The following is a 17,258-nucleotide window of genomic DNA, read 5'->3' as shown; positions in this document are numbered from 1 at the left end:
CCGCCGTCGCGAGGTAACGCTCAGCGGGCGGCGGCGCGCAGGTACGCGGCGGTGGCCTCGTCGGCGGGGAAGAAGGACTCGATGGAGAGCTCCTCGACCGTCACGTCCAGCGGGGTGCCGAAGGTCGAGACGGTGCTGAGGAAGGCCAGCTCGCCGCCCGGGTGACGCAGTCGCAGGGGCACGACCACGTCCCCGGCGCGGGGCAGGCCCGCCTCCGGGTCGGCCGGCCCGCCCGGGTAGCCGCGCAGCTCGTCGTGCAGCGCGCTCAGTTCGGGATCGTCGGTCAGCGCCAGGTGCCGGCGCAGCCGCCCGAGCAGGTGGGCCCGCCACTCGCCGAGGTTGGCGATCCGGGGCGCCATGCCCTCGGGGTGCAGCGTCAGCCGCAGCGCGTTGGCCGGCGGCCGGAGCAGGTGTGCGGCGACACCCTCCGTGAGCAGCGGCAGGGTGGCGTTGCCGGCCACCAGGTTCCAGCGCCGGTCCACCGCGACGGCCGGGTACGGCTCGTGCGCCCGCAGGACCCGGCGTACCGCGTCGAGGACCCGTCGCAGCTCGGGGGAGTCCAGCGGGGCGTGGGAGTAGACGGGGGCGTACCCGGCGGCCAGCAGCAGCCGGTTGCGGTCACGCAGCGGCACGTCGAGGTGCTCGGCCAACCGCAGGACCATCTCCCGGCTCGGCGCGGAGCGCCCGGTCTCCACGAAGCTGAGGTGCCGGGTGGAGATCTCCGCCCCGACCGCGAGGGCGAGCTGGCTGAGCCCGCGCCGTCTGCGCCACTGCCGCAGCAGCGCCCCGACCGGCGCCCGCCGCTCCTCCACCGCCACGGCCACGCCCACGCGCCGATTCTAGGCCGCGTTGCGCGGGACGGCCCCGGGCCTCGCCCGCCCCGTGCGGGACGGGCGAGGCGCGGCGGTCAGGAGCAGGCGGTGCCGTTGAGGGTGAACCCGGTCGGGGTGGGCAGGGCGCCGCCCGGCCAGGTGCCCTGGAACCCGAGCGAGACCGTGCCGCCCGTGGGCAGGCCGGCGTTCCAGGCGGCGTTGCGCACGGTGATCCGGTCGCCCGACTGGGTCCAGTCGCCGTTCCAGCCGTTGGTCAGCCGGACCCCGGCGCCGGGGGCGAACGTGAGCGTCCAGCCGGTGAGCGCGGCGCCGTGGTTGGTCACCCGCAGCTCGGCGGTGAAGCCACCGGACCACGAGTTCGGGGTGTACGACACCGTGCAGCCGCCGGTCGGCGGGGGAGTGCTCGGCGGGGGCGTCGTGGGCGGGGCGGTGGTCGGGGGCGCCGTCGTGGGCGGGGCGGTGGTCGGCGGGGCGGTGGTGGGGGCCGGGCCGGCGGCCAGGGCCATGTCGTAGGCCCGCTGCGGCACGAACTGGCCGGCCGGCGCGATGCAGCCGTCGGCCTCGCCGGGCAGCTTCACCCACAGGTACGCGTCGATGGCGGAGTCGCCGGTGGCGGTGGTGCTCGGGGTGCCGATGGCCCGCCCGGCCGGATCGCACCACTCGGAGCCGGCCGGCCCGTTGCCGTTGCGGCTGGTGTCGACGACCGCCTTGAGGCGGGACAGCCCGGTCGCCGCGATCACGGCCTTGGCGTAGGCGACCTCGTCGGCGGTGCGCCGGTAGTTGGAGACGTTGAGCGAGATGCCGTCCGCGCTGTTGGCGACGTCCGCGCCGAGCAGCCGGGAGGCGGCCTCGCCGGGGGCGAGCCACGCGGAGTGCCCGATGTCGAAGTAGACCCTCGCGGCGGCCGAGCCCGCCTTGAGCTTTTTGCCGGCGTACGCCATGGAGGCCTTCGTCTCGGCCTGCTGGGCCGCGTTCTGGCAGCTGGTCATCAGCGGCAACACGTCGGGTTCCAGGACGATGGTCGCCGGCCGTCCGGCCAGGCCGGCCGCGACCTGGTCGACCCACTGCCGGTACGTGGCGTGGTCGGGCGCGCCGCCGCCGCTCGCGCCGCTGCAGTCCCGGTTCGGGATGTTGTAGACGACCAGGATCGGCACCTTCCCGGCAGCCGCCGCCGCGCCGACCAGGGCGTCGACCTCGGACCGTACGGTCGAGGTGTTGGTCCGGGTGAACCACCGGCCCTGGGGAACGTTCGCGATCCGGCCGGATATCACGGCGGCCCGGGGGTCGCCGGGGTTGGCGGCGACCCAGGCCGCCGCGGCTGTCGCCGGGTCGACGTAGAACGCCGAGTCGGCGGCGACCGCGGCGGGTGCGCGGACGATGCCGACGGTGACGGTGGCGGCGACGGTGAGCGCCGCCGCGGCGCTCAGCGCGGCGAGTGCGGGTCTGCTTCTCACGGGATCTCCCATCCATCGAGGAGCACCGCTGGAAGCGCTCCCATGCATCGCCGTCAAACTACGTGCTGATTGCCGCGATGTGAAGGGTCCGCGTCGAGGCCGCGACTTTCCGGGGCGGCGGGCCGGCCGCGGCGCGCGGTCCGCGGGGAGAATGGCGGGATGCGCCTGGTGATCACCGCCGACACCCACGTGCCGAAGCGGGCCCGGGACCTGCCGGAGCCGCTCTGGGCGGCGGTCGACGCCGCCGACGTGGTGCTGCACGCGGGGGACTGGGTCGACGAGGCGCTGCTGGACGCCCTCGCCGCCCGGGCCCGCCGCCTCGTCGGGGTGTACGGCAACAACGACGGGCCGGCGCTGCGCGCCCGGCTGCCGGAGGTCGCCCGGGTGGAACTCGACGGGCTGCGGATCGCCGTCGTGCACGAGACCGGCCCGAAGACCGGGCGGGAGAGCCGCTGCGCGGCCCGCTTCCCCGACACCGACGTGCTGGTCTTCGGCCACTCGCACATCCCCTGGGACACGGTCGCCCCGGGTGGCCTGCGGCTGCTCAACCCCGGCTCGCCCACCGACCGGCGGGCCCAGCCGTACGCCACGTACCTGACGGCGCGGGTGGCGGCGGGACGGCTCGACGAGGTCGAACTGCACCGCCTGCCACCGCGCCGCCCGCCCGGTCACTGACCGCGGCCGGTCTCCTCCTGGAGCTGGTCGATCCGCTTGGAGGCCTCGGCCTTCGTCAGGCCCTCCGGCGGCTCCTCGCCGGCCTCCCGGGCCAGGGTCGCCAGGTAGGACTCCTGGGCGGCGGTCGGCGGCTCCTCGCCGGTGACCCACTCGTCCGGGTCCTTGATGGCGCTCTGTGGGTCGGCCTGGCTGCTGCTGCGGTCCGTCATGATCTCCACCTTCCTTCGAACAGACGTGCCAATACCCCGTGCGGCGCCGATCCATGCGGCCCTCCGGCGCGTCGTACGCCCGGACGCGTCGGGCGTGTCTCCGGCCGTCCGGGCGACGCGGGCGCGCATACGATCACCGGATGACGGCGGCGCAGCGGGCGGGTGTGGTGGTGGTCGGCGCGGGCATCGCCGGAGTGGCGTGCGCGACGGAACTGGCCCGCGCCGGCATCCCGGTGGAGATCCGCGAGCGCGCCCGGGTGGCCGGCGGCCGGATGGCCAGCCGCCGCTTCGACGGCCGGCCGGCGGACACGGGCGCCGCCTACTTCACGGTCAGCGATCCGGACTTCGCCGAGGTGGCCGAGGGATGGCGCGCGGCCGGCCTGGCCCGCGAGTGGACCGACACCTTCGTCGCGTACGGCGCCGACGGCCGGCGTGCGGCGCCCGGCCCGATGCGCTGGGCGGCGACCCGGGGGCTGCGGACGCTGGTGGAGCACCTGGCCCGGGACCTGCCGGTGACCGTGGACCGGCTCGTGCTCGGCGTCGCGCCCGGACCGGTGGTGGACGGGCGGCCCTGCGAGGCGGTGGCGCTCGCCATGCCGGGGCCGCAGGCGGCCCTGCTGCTCGACCCGGCCCTGGCCGCCGCCACCCGGGCCACGCAGGTCCAACGCTGGTCGCCGTCCCTGGCCGGGGTGCTGCGTTTCCCGGCCCGCCGGTGGGCCACCTTCCGGGGCGCCTTCGTCAACGACCACCCGCTGCTCAACCTCGTCTGCGACGACGGCGACCGCCGCGGCGACGACGCGCCGGTGCTGGTCGCCCACACCACGCCCGGGTTCGCCGCCGGCCACCTCGCCCAGCCCTCCGGCGCCGGCCCGGCGATCGAGGAGGCCGTCCGGGACCTGCTGGGGCTGCCCGAAGCGGCGGAGCACGTGCACGTGCACCGCTGGACGTACGCGAAGCCCACCGAAGGCCCCGGCGGGACGTACCACCTCGACGCCGACGGCGTCGGGCTGGCCGGCGACGCGTTCGGCGCACCCCGGGTGCAGAGCGCCTGGCTCTCCGGTCGCGACCTCGGCCGCGCCCTCGTCACCCGCCTGGGCGCAGGGTGAGGAAGCGGCCCCTGCGCACACCGGCGGGCCGGGCGGTCAACCCCCGGCGGTGACGGGCTCGCCGGCGTGGCGGCGTTCGGACGGGTCGGACGTGCGTTCCCCCGCCCGGTCCAGCAACTGCATCACCGGGGTCGCCGCGATGCCGTGCACCACCACCGAGACGATCACCACGAGGCCGACGGTCGCCCAGATCAGGTCCGCCTGGGGGAAGTCGGTCTTCGCGGTCGCGTACGCGATGTAGAAGAACGAGCCGACGCCCCGGATGCCGAACAGGGCGATCACCCAGTGCTCGGCCGGCCGGCCGGGCGCCCCCCGCAGCGACAACCAGCCGAGCAGCGGGCGGACCACGAAGACCAGCGCCAGTCCGACCGCGGCGGCCGGCCAGGTCAGCGGGCCCAGCAGGCCACCCACCACGGCGCCGCCGAAGAGCAGCAGCAACAGCACGGTGAGCAGCCGCTCCACCTGCTCGGCGAAGTCGTGCAGCACGGCGTGGAACTCGTGGGTGCGCTCGGCGGCCCGGATCGCCCGCGCGGCCACGAACACCGCCAGGAAGCCGTACCCGCTGACGACCTCCACCAGCCCGTACGCCAGGAAGGTCGCGGCCAGCGCGAGGAAGCCCTCCGAGTGCCGGGCCAGCCGCAGCTTGCTCGGGGCCCGGAAGAAGAGCTTGCCGAGCAGCCACCCGACCAGCCACCCGCCCGCCACCCCGGCCGCCACCTTCCAGAGCACGTCCACGCCGAGCCAGTGGCCCAGCCAGTCGCCGGGGGCGAGGCTGGTGGTGGCGATGGCGATGGCCGCGTACACGAAGGGGAAGGCCAGCCCGTCGTTCAGCCCGGCCTCGGAGGTGAGGGCGAAGCGGACCTCGTCCTCGGAGTCCTCGACGTCGGTGGGCTCGCCGACCTGCACGTCGGCGGCGAGCACCGGATCGGTCGGGGCGAGGGCCGCCCCCAGCAGTAGCGCGGCGGCCGGGACCAGCCCGGCCCACCACCAGCCGAGCACCGCCACCGCCACGATGCACAGCGGCATGGCGATGGCCAGCAGCCGCCAGGTCGACGACCAGCGGGCCCAGCTCAACGGCCGGTCGATCTTCAGCCCGGCACCCATCAGCGCGACGATGACGCCGATCTCGGTGAGGTGGGTGGCGATCTCCGGGTGCGCGAGCGGGTCGGGGTCCGGCAGCCCGACGGGGAGGAGGAAGACCAGCATGCCCAGCCCCAGGAAGGCGATCGGCATGGACAGTGGCCGGCGTTCGAGCACGCGGGGCAGGATCCCCGCCAGCAGCGCGCCCAGACCGACCACCGCGAACGCCACGTCTACCGGCTCCACGACCCCACCTCTCCGCCTCGCCCACGGCGTGCGGGCAGGTGGTGCAAGTCCTTGCCCCCGGAAGACTTCTCGTATTCCTCTTCGGAGCGACGGAGCCGGCGGCGGTCACCCCGCCCGGGTGACCGGCGAGTCGTCGAGGGCGGCGAGCAGCGCGGCGGGATCCTCGTAGACGGCCACCGCACCGGCCCCGGCCAGCTCGCCCCGGCCGGTGCCGCCGCAGGTCAGACCGACGCAGGGGATGTCCAGCTCGCCGGCGGCGGCGACGTCCCACACCGAGTCACCGACGAAGACCACGCGTTCGGCGGCGAGCCCGGACTGCTCCAGCGCGGCGACCAGGATGTCCGGCGCCGGCTTGCTCTCCCGCGCGTCCGCCGAGCTGGTGATCGTGTGGATCACGTCGTCGGCGGCCAGCGCCCGGCGCAGCGCGGTCACCTCGTGCTCGGCGGCGGAGGTCGCCAGCACCACCCGAAGTCCCCGCTCCGCGCAGGCGCGCAGCAGGCCGGCGGCGCGGGGCAGCGGGACCAGCCGCTCCCAGTACTCGGCGAAGAGGGTGTCATGGGCGGCGCGCAGCTTCTGGTCCGCGCTCCGGTCGCGCTCCGGGCCGAGCAGGTGGTCGAGCAGCTTGTCCGAGCCCATCCCGATGGCGCGGTGGATCGTCGCCATGGGTACGGGCCGGTCGGTCTGGCGCAGCGCCTCCCACCAGCTCACGGTGTGCAGGTAGGTGGTGTCGACCAGGGTGCCGTCCACGTCGAAGAGGACACCGGTGGGCTTGTCGGTGGGCATACGGTCCTCCTACCCCGTCGGGCCGGGCTGACGCCCCCGCTCACGCGGGCGGGATGAGGATCTCGAACCAGACCGTCGAGCCGCGTACGGTCGGGTCCGTCCCCCACGCGTCGCTCAGCTCCTCGATCAGCCCCAGTCCCCGGCCCCGACTGCTGAGCGTGTCGGTCTGCGCGCGGGTCACCGTGCCCCGGGTGCCCGAGTCGGCGACCGACACCAGCAGCCGCTCCGGGCTGAGGTCGATCTCCACCCGGGCGGCCGTGCCGGCGTGCAGCAGGGCGTTGGTGGTCAGCTCGCTGGTGCAGAGCACCGCCGCGCCGATGATCGACTCGGGCACCTGCCACTCCGTGAGCTGGGCGGTCATCCAGTGCCGTACCCGGCTCGGCGCGGTCGGCTCGGCCGGCACCTCCATGCTCGTCGACCGGGACGGCCGCAGCGCGTGCTCCACCGCCAGCACCGCGACGTCGTCCTCGGTGGCGCCGGGCACCGCCGCGGTGGCCACCGCGCACAACGCGCGGGGGTCGCCGCTGCCCGCGCCGGCCACGGCGACGGCCAGGGCGTCCAGGCCGGTCGTCAGGTCCTGCCAGCGCCGCTCCACCACACCGTCGCTGAACAGCAGTAGCGTGTCGCCGGGGGCGAAGGGCACCGTGACGGTGCGCGGCCGGCAGCCCAGGCCCAGCGGGGCGCCCGCGGGCACGTCGAGGTACTCGGCGACCGGGTCGCCGTCCGGGGCGCACCGGCGGATCAGCGGCGCGGGGTGACCGGCGCTGGCCAGGGTGAGCCGCTGCCGGTCGACGTCGACGACCCCGAAGACCACCGTCACGAACAGCTCGTGCGTGTCGCCCTCGGCGCCCAGGCTGGTCACCAACCGGTCGAGCCCGGCCAGCACGGCGTCGGGGCGGGGGTCGGTCAGCGCCAGCGCCCGCAGCGCCGCGCGGACCTGACCCATCCGGGCCGCGGCCTGCACGTCGTGGCCGGCGACGTCGCCGAGCACGATCCCCAGGCCGCCGTCGGGCAGCAGGAAGGCGTCGTAGAAGTCCCCACCGGCGGCGTTGCCGTCGACGCCCGGGTCGTAGCGGGCGGCGATCCGCATCCGGGGCAGGTCGGGCAGGTGCTCCGGCAGCATGCTGCGTTGCAGCAGCTGGGCCGTGCCGTGCTGGGTCTCGAACCGGCGGGCCCGCTCGGCGGCCTGGCCGACCAGCTCGGCCGACGCGGCCAGCAGCGCGCGCCGGGCGGCCGACCAGACGTGCGGGACCTGGTAGCCGACCGTCAGCCCGCCGCGCACCACCGAGGCCCGCAGCGGCACCGCCGCGAGCGAGCGGACCTTCTGGTCGTGCCGGTCCACCGAGATGTCCCGCAGCGGCTGGCCGTCGTCGACGAAGTACGGCACGCCGCTGCGGGCGGAGGTCACCACCGGCCCCAGCCAGTCCGGCGGGACGCGCCGCCACAGCGGGGGGAGTCGCTCGTCGGCCTCGTCCATCAGCTCGCCACGGATGCGCCGGACCATCCGCCAGCCGCCGCCGCCCTCGTCGACGGCGAACGAGACCCGGTCGGCGTCGAACACGGTGATCGCGTAGCGCAGCGCGACCCGGGCCACGTCGTCCAGGGTGAGGGTGCCGGCGAGCGCCGCGGCGAAGTCGCTGAGGCTCTGCAACTGCTGGGTGACCTGGGTGGTCTCCGCGGCCACGGTCAGCACGCCGACGATCCGCCCGGCGCTGTTGCGCACGGGGGAGTAGCCCCGGGTGAAGACCGACTGCTCGACCAGGCCGGGACGGCGGTGCAGCGGGAGCGTGGTCTCCTTCTCCAGGAACGGCTCCCCGGAGCGGTAGGTGTGCGCGATGGCGTCCCCGACGCCGGGCAGCGGCCAGGACTCGGCGAACACCTGGGCCGCCGGCCGGCCCACCGCGTCGGGGTGCCGGTCGCCGATCAGCTCCGCGTACGCGTCGTTGTAGACGAGCAGGTGCTCGTCGCCCAGGGTGAGGGCCATCGGCACGGGCGAGGCGAGGAGCAGTTCGGTGGCGGCCCGGACCGCCGGGTCCCACGTCCGCCACGCACCGAGCGGGGTGCCACCCCAGTCGTGGCGCGGGACGGCGGCCGCCATGCCCGACGCGGAGGGCGTTCCCGAGACCGGGGCTGGTGGGTTCGGGACCCGTCCGACCGTTCCTGGCATGAGCGCAGCCTAGCCGGAGGGTCCGTCGGCAGTTTCCGATCATGCCCCGCGCGTCGCCGGGGCCGGACGTTCGGGCAGGTCAGGGCCATTCTGCGGTGACATGTCGGGAAAAACCCGGGGACTCCGACGGCGTGCCGCGTCGGTGGCGGGGTAAGCGCGCGGCGCAGTCCATGCGACAGGAGGGACATCATGCCGGAAAGCCTCGCGGTCAGGCAGGTCGACATCGGCAACGCCGTGGCCGACATGTGGAGGTCGGTGCTGCTCTTCATACCGCGGGCCATCGCGTTCATCGCGATCCTCGTGGTCGGATGGCTCATCGCCAGAGCCGTGCTCAAGATCGTGGACACGGCGCTGGAACGGGTCGGGTTCGACAGGGCGGTGGAACGGGGCGGCATCAAGCGTGCGCTGGAACGCACCAAGTACGACGCCAGTGACATCCTGGCGAGACTGGCGTACTACGCCGTGCTGCTGTTCACCCTGCAGTTCGCCTTCGGGGTGTGGGGACCCAACGCGATCAGTGACCTGATCAGCGGCGTGGTCGCCTGGCTGCCACGCGCCTTCGTGGCGATCATCATCATCGTCGTGGCCGCCGCGATCGCCAACGCCGTCCGGGATCTGGTCACCGGGGCGCTGGGCGGGCTCGCGTACGGCAAGGTCCTGGCGGACCTGGTGGCGGTCTTCATCCTCGCGCTGGGTGTGATCGCCGCGCTGAACCAGGTGGGCATCGCCACCACGGTGACCACACCGGTGCTGATCGCGGTGCTCGCCACCGTGGCCGGCATCCTGATCATCGGTGTCGGCGGTGGCCTGGTGCGGCCGATGCAGAACCGCTGGGAAGGCTGGCTGAACCGGATGGCCGAGGAGTCGCGGGCGGTGCAGGAGCACCGCCGGGCCCGGGAGGCCGGTCAGACCGACGTCGGCCGGCAGATGGCGGACCGGACGGCGGCCGAGCGCACCGAGGTCATGCCCCGCGGGCAGGAGTCCGCGACGGCCGGCGGGCGCGGCACGTACCAGTCGGGGAGCGCCAGCGACGAGACCCAGCAGTTCCGCCGCTGACCTGGCGGTGAGCGAGACGGGGAGGGGTGTCCGCGGACGTGCGGGCGCCCCTCCGGCGTGTCCGGCCGGGGTCCGGGGCCCGCCCGGGCTTCAGACCAGCGGGAGCGGAGCGGTCGCCGGGGCCCCGAGCGAGCGGGTCAGCGCGCAGACCGCGAGCAGCCGGGTGAGCAGCCAGTCCGGTGCGGACCAGTCCACCGGGGCCGCCGGCGGCTGCCAGCCGTGCTCCAGCGCGGCGGCGCGGACGCCCTCCGCGTAGCCGGCGAGCGCGGCGGCGCTCAGCGGCCGGCGGTCGCCGTCCAGGCTCTCCCGCACCGCCGCGGCGTGCTGGTCGACCAGGGCGAGCAGGCCCGGACGCGCGGCGGCGGCGGCCAGTCCTTCGGCGCCGACCGAGGTGGACAGGAGAGCGAGGGTGGCTCGCGCCGAACTGGCGGCGGAACGGGCCTCGACCCGGGTGAACGGCACACGCATGGTGACCGAGGCTATCCGGCCGTGACCAGGGTCGACCTCGGCCGGTCGGCGGGTTTTTGACCCTCCCCCGAACGGTCAGCGGGCGGCGCGGGGGGTTGATCCGACGCGGGTGGGGCAGGAGGAGACCGCCCGGACGGGCACAGCGCAAACCTGGAGGAACGGATGGGACGACACGAGGACGGGCCGGACGAACGGCACCGCAGGCCCGCCGGGGTCAGCGACGAGACGGTGGCGGCGCTCGGCAAGCTGAGCGAGGCGCTGGAGTGCGTCGAGCGGGTCCGCGGTCACCTCTACTCGCTGCACCAGCTGGTGGGGCACGCCGACCTGATGCTCGACGACGCCGTGGAGATGTTCCGCGCCGCCGGGCACGACCGGATCGCCGACCGGATCGACACCGACCTGCTGGGCCGCAACGTGATCGCCGGACGGTGGACGTTCCAGATCGTCGAGGACTTCGACGACAACTACTACGCCCTCTTCCGCGACCTGGACCGGGCCGCCCGGGAGGAGCTGGTCGGCGGTCGCCGGCACCTCTACGAGGCGGAGATGAAGGAGCGGCGGCGCAGCCGGGGCCGACCCGGCCACGAGGCGCGCCCCGACGGCGGAGGCTAGCCGCGTGCGCCCCCGCCGCGCGCGACGGGCGGGCCGCCGCGTCGGTGGGTGGGCTGGCTGTAGGGCCCAGGGACAGCTAGCGCGCCGCGACCGGGTGCTCCTCGGCCGCGATGCGCAGCGCCTCGACCAGGCGGCGGTAGAGGTCGTCGCCGGCCAGCAGCTCGGCGTGGGTGCCCTGGGCGCGGATCCGGCCGTGCTCCAGCACCACGATCCGGTCGGCGTCGAGCACCGTGGAGAGCCGGTGTGCGATGGTCAGCACGGCGCCGACCGCCGCGCGCTGCCGGACGCACTCCTGCAACGCCGCCTCGGTCAGCCCGTCGACCTGCGCGGTCGCCTCGTCGAGCAGCAGCACGTCGGGGGTGCGCAGCATGGCCCGGGCCAGGGCGATGCGCTGGCGCTCCCCGCCGGACACCTCCGTCGACGACAGCGACGTGTCCAGTCCGTCCGGCAGTGAGTCGATCTTGTCGTCGAGCCGGACGGCGCGCAGCACGGCCCGGATCTCCTCCTCCGTGGCGTCCGGATGGGTGAACCGCAGGTTGTCGCGGATGGTGCCGGGCACCACCGGCGTCTCCTGCTCGACGTACGCCAGCCGGGCCCGCACCTGGTCGTGCCCGTGGGCCGCGTACGGTCGGCCGTCGAGCAGCAGTTGCCCCCGCTCGGGCTCGAGGAAGCGCAGGATCAGCGCGAAGAGCGTGGTCTTGCCGGCTCCCGAGGGCCCCACGATCGCGGTGTGCCCACGCCGGGGGACGGCCAGGTCGATGTCCCGCACCGCCGGGAGCGCCTCCGGGCCGTACCGGGCGGTGACCCCGCGGAACACGAGCACCGGCTGCTCCGCGTCGGGCGTCGGCGCGCGTTCCGCCGGGGCGGGCGCCGGTCCCGCCGGCTCGGTCGCGATGGTCTCGACCTCGCGGATCCGTCCCGCCGCCGCGATCCCCGCCTGCAACGCCGTGGTGTTCTGGGTCAGCTCGGTGATCGGCCCCATCAGCTGGAACGTGTACAGCAGGAAGGCGATCAGGCTGGAGATCTCCAGCAGGCCGTGCTGGGCCCGCCAGGCGCCGATGCCCAGGATCGCGATCACCGCGAGCTGGATCCCCGTCCAGGCGATCGTCCAGACCGACGCCGTCACCCGCGCGGCCCGTACGCTGTGCGTCGCCGCCTGTCGGGCGTCGGCGACGATCCGCTCGGTCAACCGGGCTTCCGCCCGGCTGGCCTTGACCGTGCGGATCGCGCGCAGCGCCCCCTCCAGGACGCCGCCCAGCGCGCCCGTCGACTCCTGCGCCGCGGCCTGCGCCTGCCCGATGCGGGGCATCAGTGCGCCCATGACCGCGGCGACGACCAGCACGGCGGCCACGGTGCAGCCGAGCAGAAACAGGTCGAGCACCCCCATCAGCACGAGGGTGCCGGCCAGGGCGATGCCGGCGTTGACCAGGCCGACGATGCTGCCGGACGCCTCGCGTAGCAGCTGGGTGTCGGAGGTGGCCCGGGTGACCAGTTCGCCGGTGGGGCGGCGTTGCAGGTCGCCGACGCGGGCCTGGAAGTAGTGCCGGACGATCGAGGCCCGCGCGTCGAGCACGACGCGCTCGGCCAGCGTTCCGAGCAGCCGCCACTGCCACAGCGAGACGGCCGCGCCGACGACGACGAGCGCCAGCAGGGCGCCGATCGGGCGGGCCATCGACTCGCCGGCGCCGAGCGTGTCCAGGACCCACTTGGTGACCATCGGCGTCGCGAGCCCGGCCGCGTTGGCGGCGAGCCCCAGCACGAGACCGAGGAGCATTGTCCGCCGGTGCGGGACGAGGAACGAGGTGAGCGTGCGCAATCGGGAGAACGCCGGGGCGGAAGGAGTCATGCCCTGAATGGAACACCAGTGTTCCATTCAGGGCAACCGGTATTCCGAAAGGACGTGTTGGTATCCTCGCCGACGTGACCGACCAGCAGGTGTCCGGCAGTCGCGCCCGGACCCGCCAGGCCATCGTCGACGCGGCGATCGAGGTGTGGGGGCGCAACCCCGCCGCCTCCCTCGGCGACATCGCCACCGCCGCCGACGTGGGGCGTACGACGTTGCACCGCTACTTCGCCGAGCGGGCCGACCTGTTCGGGGCGGTCGGCGCCGAGGCCGGCGCCCGGCTGGACCGGGCGACCGCCCAGGCGCGGATCGCCGAGGGCACCGGTGCGTCGGCCGTGCGCCGGCTCTGCCAGGAGTACTTCGACCTCGGCACTCTGCTCTCGCTGATCTTCACCGAGCCGGAGACCGGTGCCGGTTCCATCGACGGCGGGTGCGACCCGAACTTCGTCGCGATGGTCGAACGCGGGCACCGCGACGGCACCATCGACCCGGAGCTGCCGGCGGGGTGGGTGCAGAGCCTGATCTGGTCCCAGTTGTACGCCGGCTGGGCCTACCTGGCCGAGACCGGTGCCTCCCGGCACGAGGTGCTGCGCCTGATCCTGCGCACCGTCGACGGCGCGATCGCGGTCAAGCCGGGATGATCCGGCCGGCGCGGCGGGATGCCGTCGCGCCGGCTGCCGCGTCACTCCATGGAGCGGGCGTCCGCCGGGCGGCGGCGGGCCGCGTCGTCGGCGATGATCACGGTCGCCACCATCAGCGCGACGCAGAGGCTGAACAACCAGGAGTCGTCCGATGCCAGCTTGGCGGAGACGGGAGCCTGCAGCGCGGCGAGGAGGAAGCCGAGCCATGCCAGGCGGCGCTGACGCGTGGAGAGGATGCCGGAGCCCTGATGCATCCCGAAAGTCTTGCGCGCGACCCGGCGCTTGCCGTCAGCCGAACGGCCGATTCTGGATGAGCTGTCCGTTTTACCGCCCGTCCGGACCGTAATCTTCGTCCCACCGGGGGAGGCGGACTGGTGCCGCCGCCGACTCAGGGCAGGATGGTCCTCCGTGTCCACCGCCCCGCCCCGCGCCTCGCTGCTCCTGCTGGCCTACCTCGCCTTCGTCAGCCTCGGCCTGCCCGACGGCCTGATCGGCGTGGGCTGGCCCTCGATCCGGGCCGACTTCGGCGTGCCCACCGAGGCCGTCGGCCTCGTGCTCACCGCCGGCACCGCCGGCTACCTGACCTCCAGCGTGCTGGCCGGCTTCACGCTGGCCCGGCTCGGCGTCGGCTGGCTGCTCGCCGGCAGCACGCTGCTGGCCAGCCTCGCGCTCACCGGCTACGCGTCGACGCCCGGGCTCACCCTGATGGTGGGCTGCGCGCTGGTGCTCGGCCTCGGCTCCGGCGCGATCGACTCCGGCCTGAACGCGTACGCCGCCGGCGCCTTCGGCCCCCGGCACATGAACTGGATGCACGCGTTCTTCGGCCTCGGCGTGGCGCTCGGACCGTTGATCATGACCGGTGCGCTCAGCGCCGGGCTCTCCTGGCGCTGGGGCTACGGCCTGGTGGCGGGGGCCCAGCTCGCGCTGGCCGCCGCGTTCGCGCTGACCGTGCGGGCCTGGCGGGACCGCGCCCCGGCCCGCGAGCCCGCCGGGGAGGCGGCCGTCGCCCCACCGACCGTCACCCGGGTACGCGAGACGCTGCGCCTGCCGGCGGTCTGGCTCGGCGCGTCGGCCTTCGCCGTCTACGTGGCCATCGAGGTGGCGGCCGGGCTCTGGGCGTTCCTGCTGCTGACCGAGGGACGCGGCCTCGGCGCGGCCGTCGCCGGCGTCTGCGTCTCGGGCTACTGGGGCAGCCTGTTCGTCGGGCGCGTGGTGCAGGGCGTGGTGGCCGAACGGCTGGGCGCGGCGGTGGTGCTGCGGGGCAGCCTCGCCGGGATGGCGGTCGGCGCGGTCCTGATCGCGCTGCCGGCACCGGCCTGGGTCGCCGTCGCCGGGCTGTTCGTCGTCGGCTTCGCCGCCGCCCCGGTCTTCCCGCTGCTCACCCTCACCACCGCCGAGCGGGTCGGTGCGGCGCACGCGGACCGGACCATCGGGCTCCAGATCGCCGCGGCCGGGCTGGGCGGCGCGCTGGTGCCCGCCGGCATCGGGGTGCTGCTCGGCAACACCTCGGTCGAGCTGCTCGGGCCGGCGCTCGTCGTCCTCGCGCTGGGCCTGATCGCCCTGCACGCGGCCGGCACCCGCCGGCCGGCCCCGACGCCCCGCTGAGCGGCGCGGACCGTCGCGTCGAGCGGCGCGGACCCGTGACCTCGGACGGCCCGGACCTTTCGCGTCGAGCGGCGCGGCGGGCGGACCCGGGGTGGGCCCGCCCGCCGCGCCGTGCGGTTCACATCGTGTCCGGTCCGGTCCGGCCGGTCGTCGAGGGCCGGTACGCGCGGTCCGGGTCGGTCGGCTCGCGGCCCGCACCGGCGGCCTGCCCGCCGCGGTCCGCCGCCTCCGGGCCGTGCCCGAAGGCCGCCTCCTCGCCGGCGTCGTTCCCCGTCACGTCGTCGGCCTGGCCGTCCAGGGTCGACCGCGCGACGGCCCGGTCCAGTTCCTGGAGCGAAGTCCGTTCCTCGTCCCGCCACACCTTGTCGTCGTCCGTCATGTCAATCGCGGTACCCCGGCCGGGTCCCCGCAAACGACGATGGCCGCCGGGGGAGCCGGCGGCCATCGGAGGTTCACACCCGGGGGCGGGGAATCAGGGCTGCGGGCGGTCGACCTTGCCGCGCCAGGCGCCGGTCTCCTGACCGCGTCGCTCGATGAACTGCTTGAACCGCTCCAGGTCGCCCTTCGCGCGCCGGTCGACGACGCCGAGCTTGTCGCCGGCCTGCTCGACCACGCCGTGCGGTTCGAACTCGAGCTGGAGCGTGACCCGGGTGTTGTCCTGGTCCAGCCGGTGGAAGGTCACCACGCCGGCCTGCTGGGTGCCGCCCGTGGAGCGCCACGCGACCCGCTCGTCCGGGAGCTGCTCGGTGATCTCGGCGTCGAACTCCCGCTTCACCCCGGCGATCTCCACCGTCCAGTGGGTCATCGTGTCCGTCAGCTGCCGGACCTCCTGGACCCCCTCCATGAAGTGGGGGAAATCCTCGAACTGGGTCCACTGGTCGTACGCGGTGCGGACCGGGACGGAGACGTCCACGTGTTCGGTAACGCCACTCATAAGGCATCCTCCTTCGTCCGCCGGTGACGGGCCGGATCGTGCGGGGATCCGGTCACCAACGGGTCGTCTCGTTCTTGTGGCCGAGCGCCGCCCACACCTCGGAGATCGTCTGGTAGCGGGTGCCCTCGGGCAGCCGCTCCAGTTCGGCGACGATGTCCGCCGGCGCCTCGTTGTCCCGCGCGTTGGCGATCAGCGTCTCCCGGTCACCGGGCAGGGCGGCCATCGTGATGAACCGGCCGAGCCGGCTGCGTCGCTCGACGTCCTCGGAGCTCATCCCCTTGGGCGCGCCCGTACGCAGGTCGCCGGCCGGGGCCGTGGTCGGCTCCGGCTGGTCCTCACCCGCCGGCTCCGGCACACGGGACTCGTCGACCCGCGAGCCGCCGGTCCCCGGCCCCTGCACGAGGCCGCTGACCTCCCGGCTCATCTGCTCGTCGACCCTCGGTCCGTGCTTGCTGCTGCCACGTTCCATGCCTTCTGCGCTACCCGGTGGCACCGGCGGTAAACGGGCGCTCCGGCGTCGCGGCCGGTAAACCCGTACGGGTCACGTGGTGGCCGGCGTCTTCGGGGGCAGGACCGGCTCGTCGGGGTCCGGCTCGCCAGCCTGGAGCACCCGGCCGCGCTGGAGTTCCGCGTTGATCTGCACGCCGAGCATCAGCGCCGAGTTGGACAGGTAGAGCCAGACCAGGAACGCGATCACGGCACCGAGGCTGCCGTAGGTGGCGTCGTACGAGCCGAAGTTGGCGACGTAGAGGCCGAAGCCGAAGGAGGCGAGGGCCCAGGCGACCAGGGCCACCGCGCCGCCCGGGGTGAGCCAGCGGAACCGCGGCTGCCGGACGTTCGGCGCGATCCAGAACAGCAGGCTCAGCAGCACCATCATGATCATCGCGAGCACGGGCCACTTGGCGACGCTCCACGCCGTACGCGCCAGTCCACCGGCGTTGATCAGGTCGCCCACCGCGTCGGTGACCGGCCCGCTGACGATCAGCCCGGTGGCGACGATCGCCAACAGCACCAGCGAGATCGCCGCCAGGCCGATCTGCACCGGCCGCAGCTTCCAGATCGGCCGCCCCTCCTCGACCCCGTAGACGGCGTTGGAGGCCCGGGTGAACGCCCCGATGAAGCCGGAGGCCGACCAGAGGGCACCGAGCAGACCGAAGCTCAGCAGCGCGCTGGCCGAGTCGTTCTGGTCGACCACGCCCCGCACGACGCCGACGAAGCCCTCGTTCGCCACCACCGAGCCGGCACCCATGTCCCGGGCCAGGTCCAGCACGGTGTCGACGGTCTGCTCGCCGTTGGACACCAGCCCGACCAGGGCGACCACCACGATCGTGGACGGGAAGAGCGCGAGCACCCCGTAGTAGGTCAGGGCGGCGGCCCAGTCCGCGCAGTTGTCCTTGACGAAGTTGCGCACGCTGCGCACCAGCACTCCGCGCCAGGTGCGCCAGCTCAGCTGCCGTACCCGGCGGGGGATCCGCGGTCGCCGCTCCCCGGCGAGCACCGCGCCGGGTTCCGTCGTCGTCATGCCCGCTCCCTGCGCCCCGGCCGC

19 protein-coding genes are annotated in these 17,258 nt (G+C 74.7%); 6 read left to right on the top strand and 13 right to left on the bottom strand.

What is annotated here, in order from left to right; translation table 11 throughout:
* Window positions 1-20 precede the first annotated feature (20 nt).
* Window positions 21-830 (bottom strand): helix-turn-helix domain-containing protein, encoded by an 810-nt coding sequence (locus ACLQ20_RS23300; RefSeq protein WP_425857682.1) that lies wholly within the window; start codon window positions 828-830, stop codon window positions 21-23.
* Window positions 831-907: 77 nt separating this feature from the next.
* The gene (locus ACLQ20_RS23295) at window positions 908-2,287 is read right to left on the bottom strand and encodes a glycoside hydrolase family 6 protein (RefSeq protein ID WP_425857681.1); all 1,380 of its coding nucleotides are present in this window, start codon (window positions 2,285-2,287) and stop codon (window positions 908-910) included.
* A gap of 159 nt (window positions 2,288-2,446) precedes the next feature.
* Between ACLQ20_RS23295 and ACLQ20_RS23290 the strand changes: the two genes are divergently transcribed.
* A complete protein-coding gene (locus ACLQ20_RS23290; RefSeq protein ID WP_151457665.1) occupies window positions 2,447-2,962 on the top strand; it encodes a metallophosphoesterase family protein in 516 nt (171 codons plus the stop codon).
* Here ACLQ20_RS23290 and ACLQ20_RS23285 read toward each other — a convergent pair.
* Window positions 2,956-3,171: a DUF3072 domain-containing protein gene (locus tag ACLQ20_RS23285; RefSeq protein ID WP_327027624.1), complete on the bottom strand. Its 216-nt coding sequence runs from the start codon at window positions 3,169-3,171 to the stop codon at window positions 2,956-2,958. The two genes, ACLQ20_RS23290 and ACLQ20_RS23285, sit on opposite strands and share 7 nt — an antisense overlap.
* A gap of 164 nt (window positions 3,172-3,335) precedes the next feature.
* Here ACLQ20_RS23285 and ACLQ20_RS23280 point away from each other — a divergent pair, with 164 nt between their 5' ends.
* Window positions 3,336-4,277 carry an NAD(P)/FAD-dependent oxidoreductase gene (locus tag ACLQ20_RS23280; protein WP_192581624.1) on the top strand — a complete coding sequence of 314 codons (942 nt, stop codon included), beginning with the start codon at window positions 3,336-3,338 and terminating at the stop codon, window positions 4,275-4,277.
* 36 nt (window positions 4,278-4,313) lie between these two features.
* On the opposite strand, the gene ACLQ20_RS23275 is transcribed toward ACLQ20_RS23280, so the two are convergent.
* The 3 genes from ACLQ20_RS23275 to ACLQ20_RS23265 all read right to left on the bottom strand — a co-directional run bounded on the left by ACLQ20_RS23275 (window position 4,314) and on the right by ACLQ20_RS23265 (window position 8,553).
* Window positions 4,314-5,603, bottom strand: coding sequence for a cation:proton antiporter (locus ACLQ20_RS23275; RefSeq protein WP_425857680.1), 1,290 nt, complete (start codon window positions 5,601-5,603; stop codon window positions 4,314-4,316).
* A 105-nt stretch (window positions 5,604-5,708) separates the two neighbouring features.
* A complete protein-coding gene (locus ACLQ20_RS23270; RefSeq protein WP_425857679.1) occupies window positions 5,709-6,386 on the bottom strand; it encodes an HAD family hydrolase in 678 nt (225 codons plus the stop codon).
* Window positions 6,387-6,426: 40 nt separating this feature from the next.
* Window positions 6,427-8,553: a SpoIIE family protein phosphatase gene (locus ACLQ20_RS23265; RefSeq protein WP_425857678.1), complete on the bottom strand. Its 2,127-nt coding sequence runs from the start codon at window positions 8,551-8,553 to the stop codon at window positions 6,427-6,429.
* A gap of 189 nt (window positions 8,554-8,742) precedes the next feature.
* On the opposite strand from ACLQ20_RS23265, the gene ACLQ20_RS23260 reads away from it, so the two are divergent.
* On the top strand, window positions 8,743-9,609 hold the full coding sequence (locus tag ACLQ20_RS23260; protein ID WP_425857677.1) for a mechanosensitive ion channel family protein: 867 nt from the start codon (window positions 8,743-8,745) through the stop codon (window positions 9,607-9,609).
* Between the two features lie 90 nt (window positions 9,610-9,699).
* Here the strand turns inward: ACLQ20_RS23260 and ACLQ20_RS23255 are convergent, their stop codons facing one another.
* A complete protein-coding gene (locus tag ACLQ20_RS23255) occupies window positions 9,700-10,077 on the bottom strand; it encodes a DUF6401 family natural product biosynthesis protein (RefSeq protein ID WP_151455766.1) in 378 nt (125 codons plus the stop codon).
* Between the two features lie 162 nt (window positions 10,078-10,239).
* Between ACLQ20_RS23255 and ACLQ20_RS23250 the strand changes: the two genes are divergently transcribed.
* A complete protein-coding gene (locus ACLQ20_RS23250; protein WP_151455767.1) occupies window positions 10,240-10,689 on the top strand; it encodes a hypothetical protein in 450 nt (149 codons plus the stop codon).
* 76 nt (window positions 10,690-10,765) lie between these two features.
* Here ACLQ20_RS23250 and ACLQ20_RS23245 read toward each other — a convergent pair whose 3' ends face one another.
* Window positions 10,766-12,535: an ABC transporter ATP-binding protein gene (locus ACLQ20_RS23245; RefSeq protein WP_425857676.1), complete on the bottom strand. Its 1,770-nt coding sequence runs from the start codon at window positions 12,533-12,535 to the stop codon at window positions 10,766-10,768.
* A gap of 74 nt (window positions 12,536-12,609) precedes the next feature.
* Between ACLQ20_RS23245 and ACLQ20_RS23240 the strand changes: the two genes are divergently transcribed.
* Window positions 12,610-13,173, top strand: a complete 564-nt coding sequence (locus tag ACLQ20_RS23240) for a TetR/AcrR family transcriptional regulator (RefSeq protein WP_151455768.1) — start codon at window positions 12,610-12,612, stop codon at window positions 13,171-13,173.
* Window positions 13,174-13,214: 41 nt separating this feature from the next.
* Here ACLQ20_RS23240 and ACLQ20_RS23235 read toward each other — a convergent pair whose 3' ends face one another.
* The gene (locus tag ACLQ20_RS23235) at window positions 13,215-13,427 is read right to left on the bottom strand and encodes a hypothetical protein (protein ID WP_132235960.1); all 213 of its coding nucleotides are present in this window, start codon (window positions 13,425-13,427) and stop codon (window positions 13,215-13,217) included.
* A gap of 154 nt (window positions 13,428-13,581) precedes the next feature.
* On the opposite strand from ACLQ20_RS23235, the gene ACLQ20_RS23230 reads away from it, so the two are divergent.
* Window positions 13,582-14,778 carry an MFS transporter gene (locus tag ACLQ20_RS23230; RefSeq protein WP_151455769.1) on the top strand — a complete coding sequence of 399 codons (1,197 nt, stop codon included), beginning with the start codon at window positions 13,582-13,584 and terminating at the stop codon, window positions 14,776-14,778.
* A gap of 118 nt (window positions 14,779-14,896) precedes the next feature.
* Here the strand turns inward: ACLQ20_RS23230 and ACLQ20_RS23225 are convergent, their stop codons facing one another.
* The 4 genes from ACLQ20_RS23225 to ACLQ20_RS23210 all read right to left on the bottom strand — a co-directional run bounded on the left by ACLQ20_RS23225 (window position 14,897) and on the right by ACLQ20_RS23210 (window position 17,234).
* On the bottom strand, window positions 14,897-15,157 hold the full coding sequence (locus ACLQ20_RS23225) for a hypothetical protein (RefSeq protein WP_151455770.1): 261 nt from the start codon (window positions 15,155-15,157) through the stop codon (window positions 14,897-14,899).
* A 93-nt stretch (window positions 15,158-15,250) separates the two neighbouring features.
* Window positions 15,251-15,712 (bottom strand): SRPBCC family protein, encoded by a 462-nt coding sequence (locus tag ACLQ20_RS23220; RefSeq protein ID WP_327027630.1) that lies wholly within the window; start codon window positions 15,710-15,712, stop codon window positions 15,251-15,253.
* Between the two features lie 52 nt (window positions 15,713-15,764).
* Window positions 15,765-16,181 (bottom strand): DUF2795 domain-containing protein, encoded by a 417-nt coding sequence (locus tag ACLQ20_RS23215; RefSeq protein ID WP_151455772.1) that lies wholly within the window; start codon window positions 16,179-16,181, stop codon window positions 15,765-15,767.
* Between the two features lie 72 nt (window positions 16,182-16,253).
* Entirely contained in the window at window positions 16,254-17,234 is a 981-nt protein-coding gene (locus ACLQ20_RS23210) for a YihY/virulence factor BrkB family protein (RefSeq protein ID WP_151455773.1), read from the bottom strand.
* Between the last annotated feature and the right edge of the window lie 24 nt (window positions 17,235-17,258).

The sequence above is a fragment of the Micromonospora sp. DT46 genome (assembly GCF_049841735.1).
GTDB classification, from domain to species: domain Bacteria; phylum Actinomycetota; class Actinomycetes; order Mycobacteriales; family Micromonosporaceae; genus Micromonospora; species Micromonospora reichwaldensis.
The sequence above is the reverse complement of the archived record's forward strand: the minus strand, read 5'-3'. Positions and strand labels throughout refer to the sequence as shown.

Excerpts from the sequence above, each read along its gene's own strand:
- ACLQ20_RS23285 (WP_327027624.1), bottom strand. The coding sequence starts at position 3,171 with ATGACGGACCGCAGCAGCAGCCAGGCCGACCCACAGAGCGCCATCAAG.
- ACLQ20_RS23270 (WP_425857679.1), bottom strand. The coding sequence starts at position 6,386 with ATGCCCACCGACAAGCCCACCGGTGTCCTCTTCGACGTGGACGGCACC.
- ACLQ20_RS23255 (WP_151455766.1), bottom strand. The coding sequence starts at position 10,077 with ATGCGTGTGCCGTTCACCCGGGTCGAGGCCCGTTCCGCCGCCAGTTCG.
- ACLQ20_RS23210 (WP_151455773.1), bottom strand. The coding sequence starts at position 17,234 with ATGACGACGACGGAACCCGGCGCGGTGCTCGCCGGGGAGCGGCGACCG.
- ACLQ20_RS23235 (WP_132235960.1), bottom strand. The coding sequence starts at position 13,427 with ATGCATCAGGGCTCCGGCATCCTCTCCACGCGTCAGCGCCGCCTGGCA.
- ACLQ20_RS23215 (WP_151455772.1), bottom strand. The coding sequence starts at position 16,181 with ATGGAACGTGGCAGCAGCAAGCACGGACCGAGGGTCGACGAGCAGATG.
- ACLQ20_RS23250 (WP_151455767.1), top strand. The coding sequence starts at position 10,240 with ATGGGACGACACGAGGACGGGCCGGACGAACGGCACCGCAGGCCCGCC.
- ACLQ20_RS23260 (WP_425857677.1), top strand. The coding sequence starts at position 8,743 with ATGCCGGAAAGCCTCGCGGTCAGGCAGGTCGACATCGGCAACGCCGTG.
- ACLQ20_RS23290 (WP_151457665.1), top strand. The coding sequence starts at position 2,447 with ATGCGCCTGGTGATCACCGCCGACACCCACGTGCCGAAGCGGGCCCGG.
- ACLQ20_RS23265 (WP_425857678.1), bottom strand. The coding sequence starts at position 8,553 with ATGCCAGGAACGGTCGGACGGGTCCCGAACCCACCAGCCCCGGTCTCG.
- ACLQ20_RS23220 (WP_327027630.1), bottom strand. The coding sequence starts at position 15,712 with ATGAGTGGCGTTACCGAACACGTGGACGTCTCCGTCCCGGTCCGCACC.
- ACLQ20_RS23225 (WP_151455770.1), bottom strand. The coding sequence starts at position 15,157 with ATGACGGACGACGACAAGGTGTGGCGGGACGAGGAACGGACTTCGCTC.
- ACLQ20_RS23245 (WP_425857676.1), bottom strand. The coding sequence starts at position 12,535 with ATGACTCCTTCCGCCCCGGCGTTCTCCCGATTGCGCACGCTCACCTCG.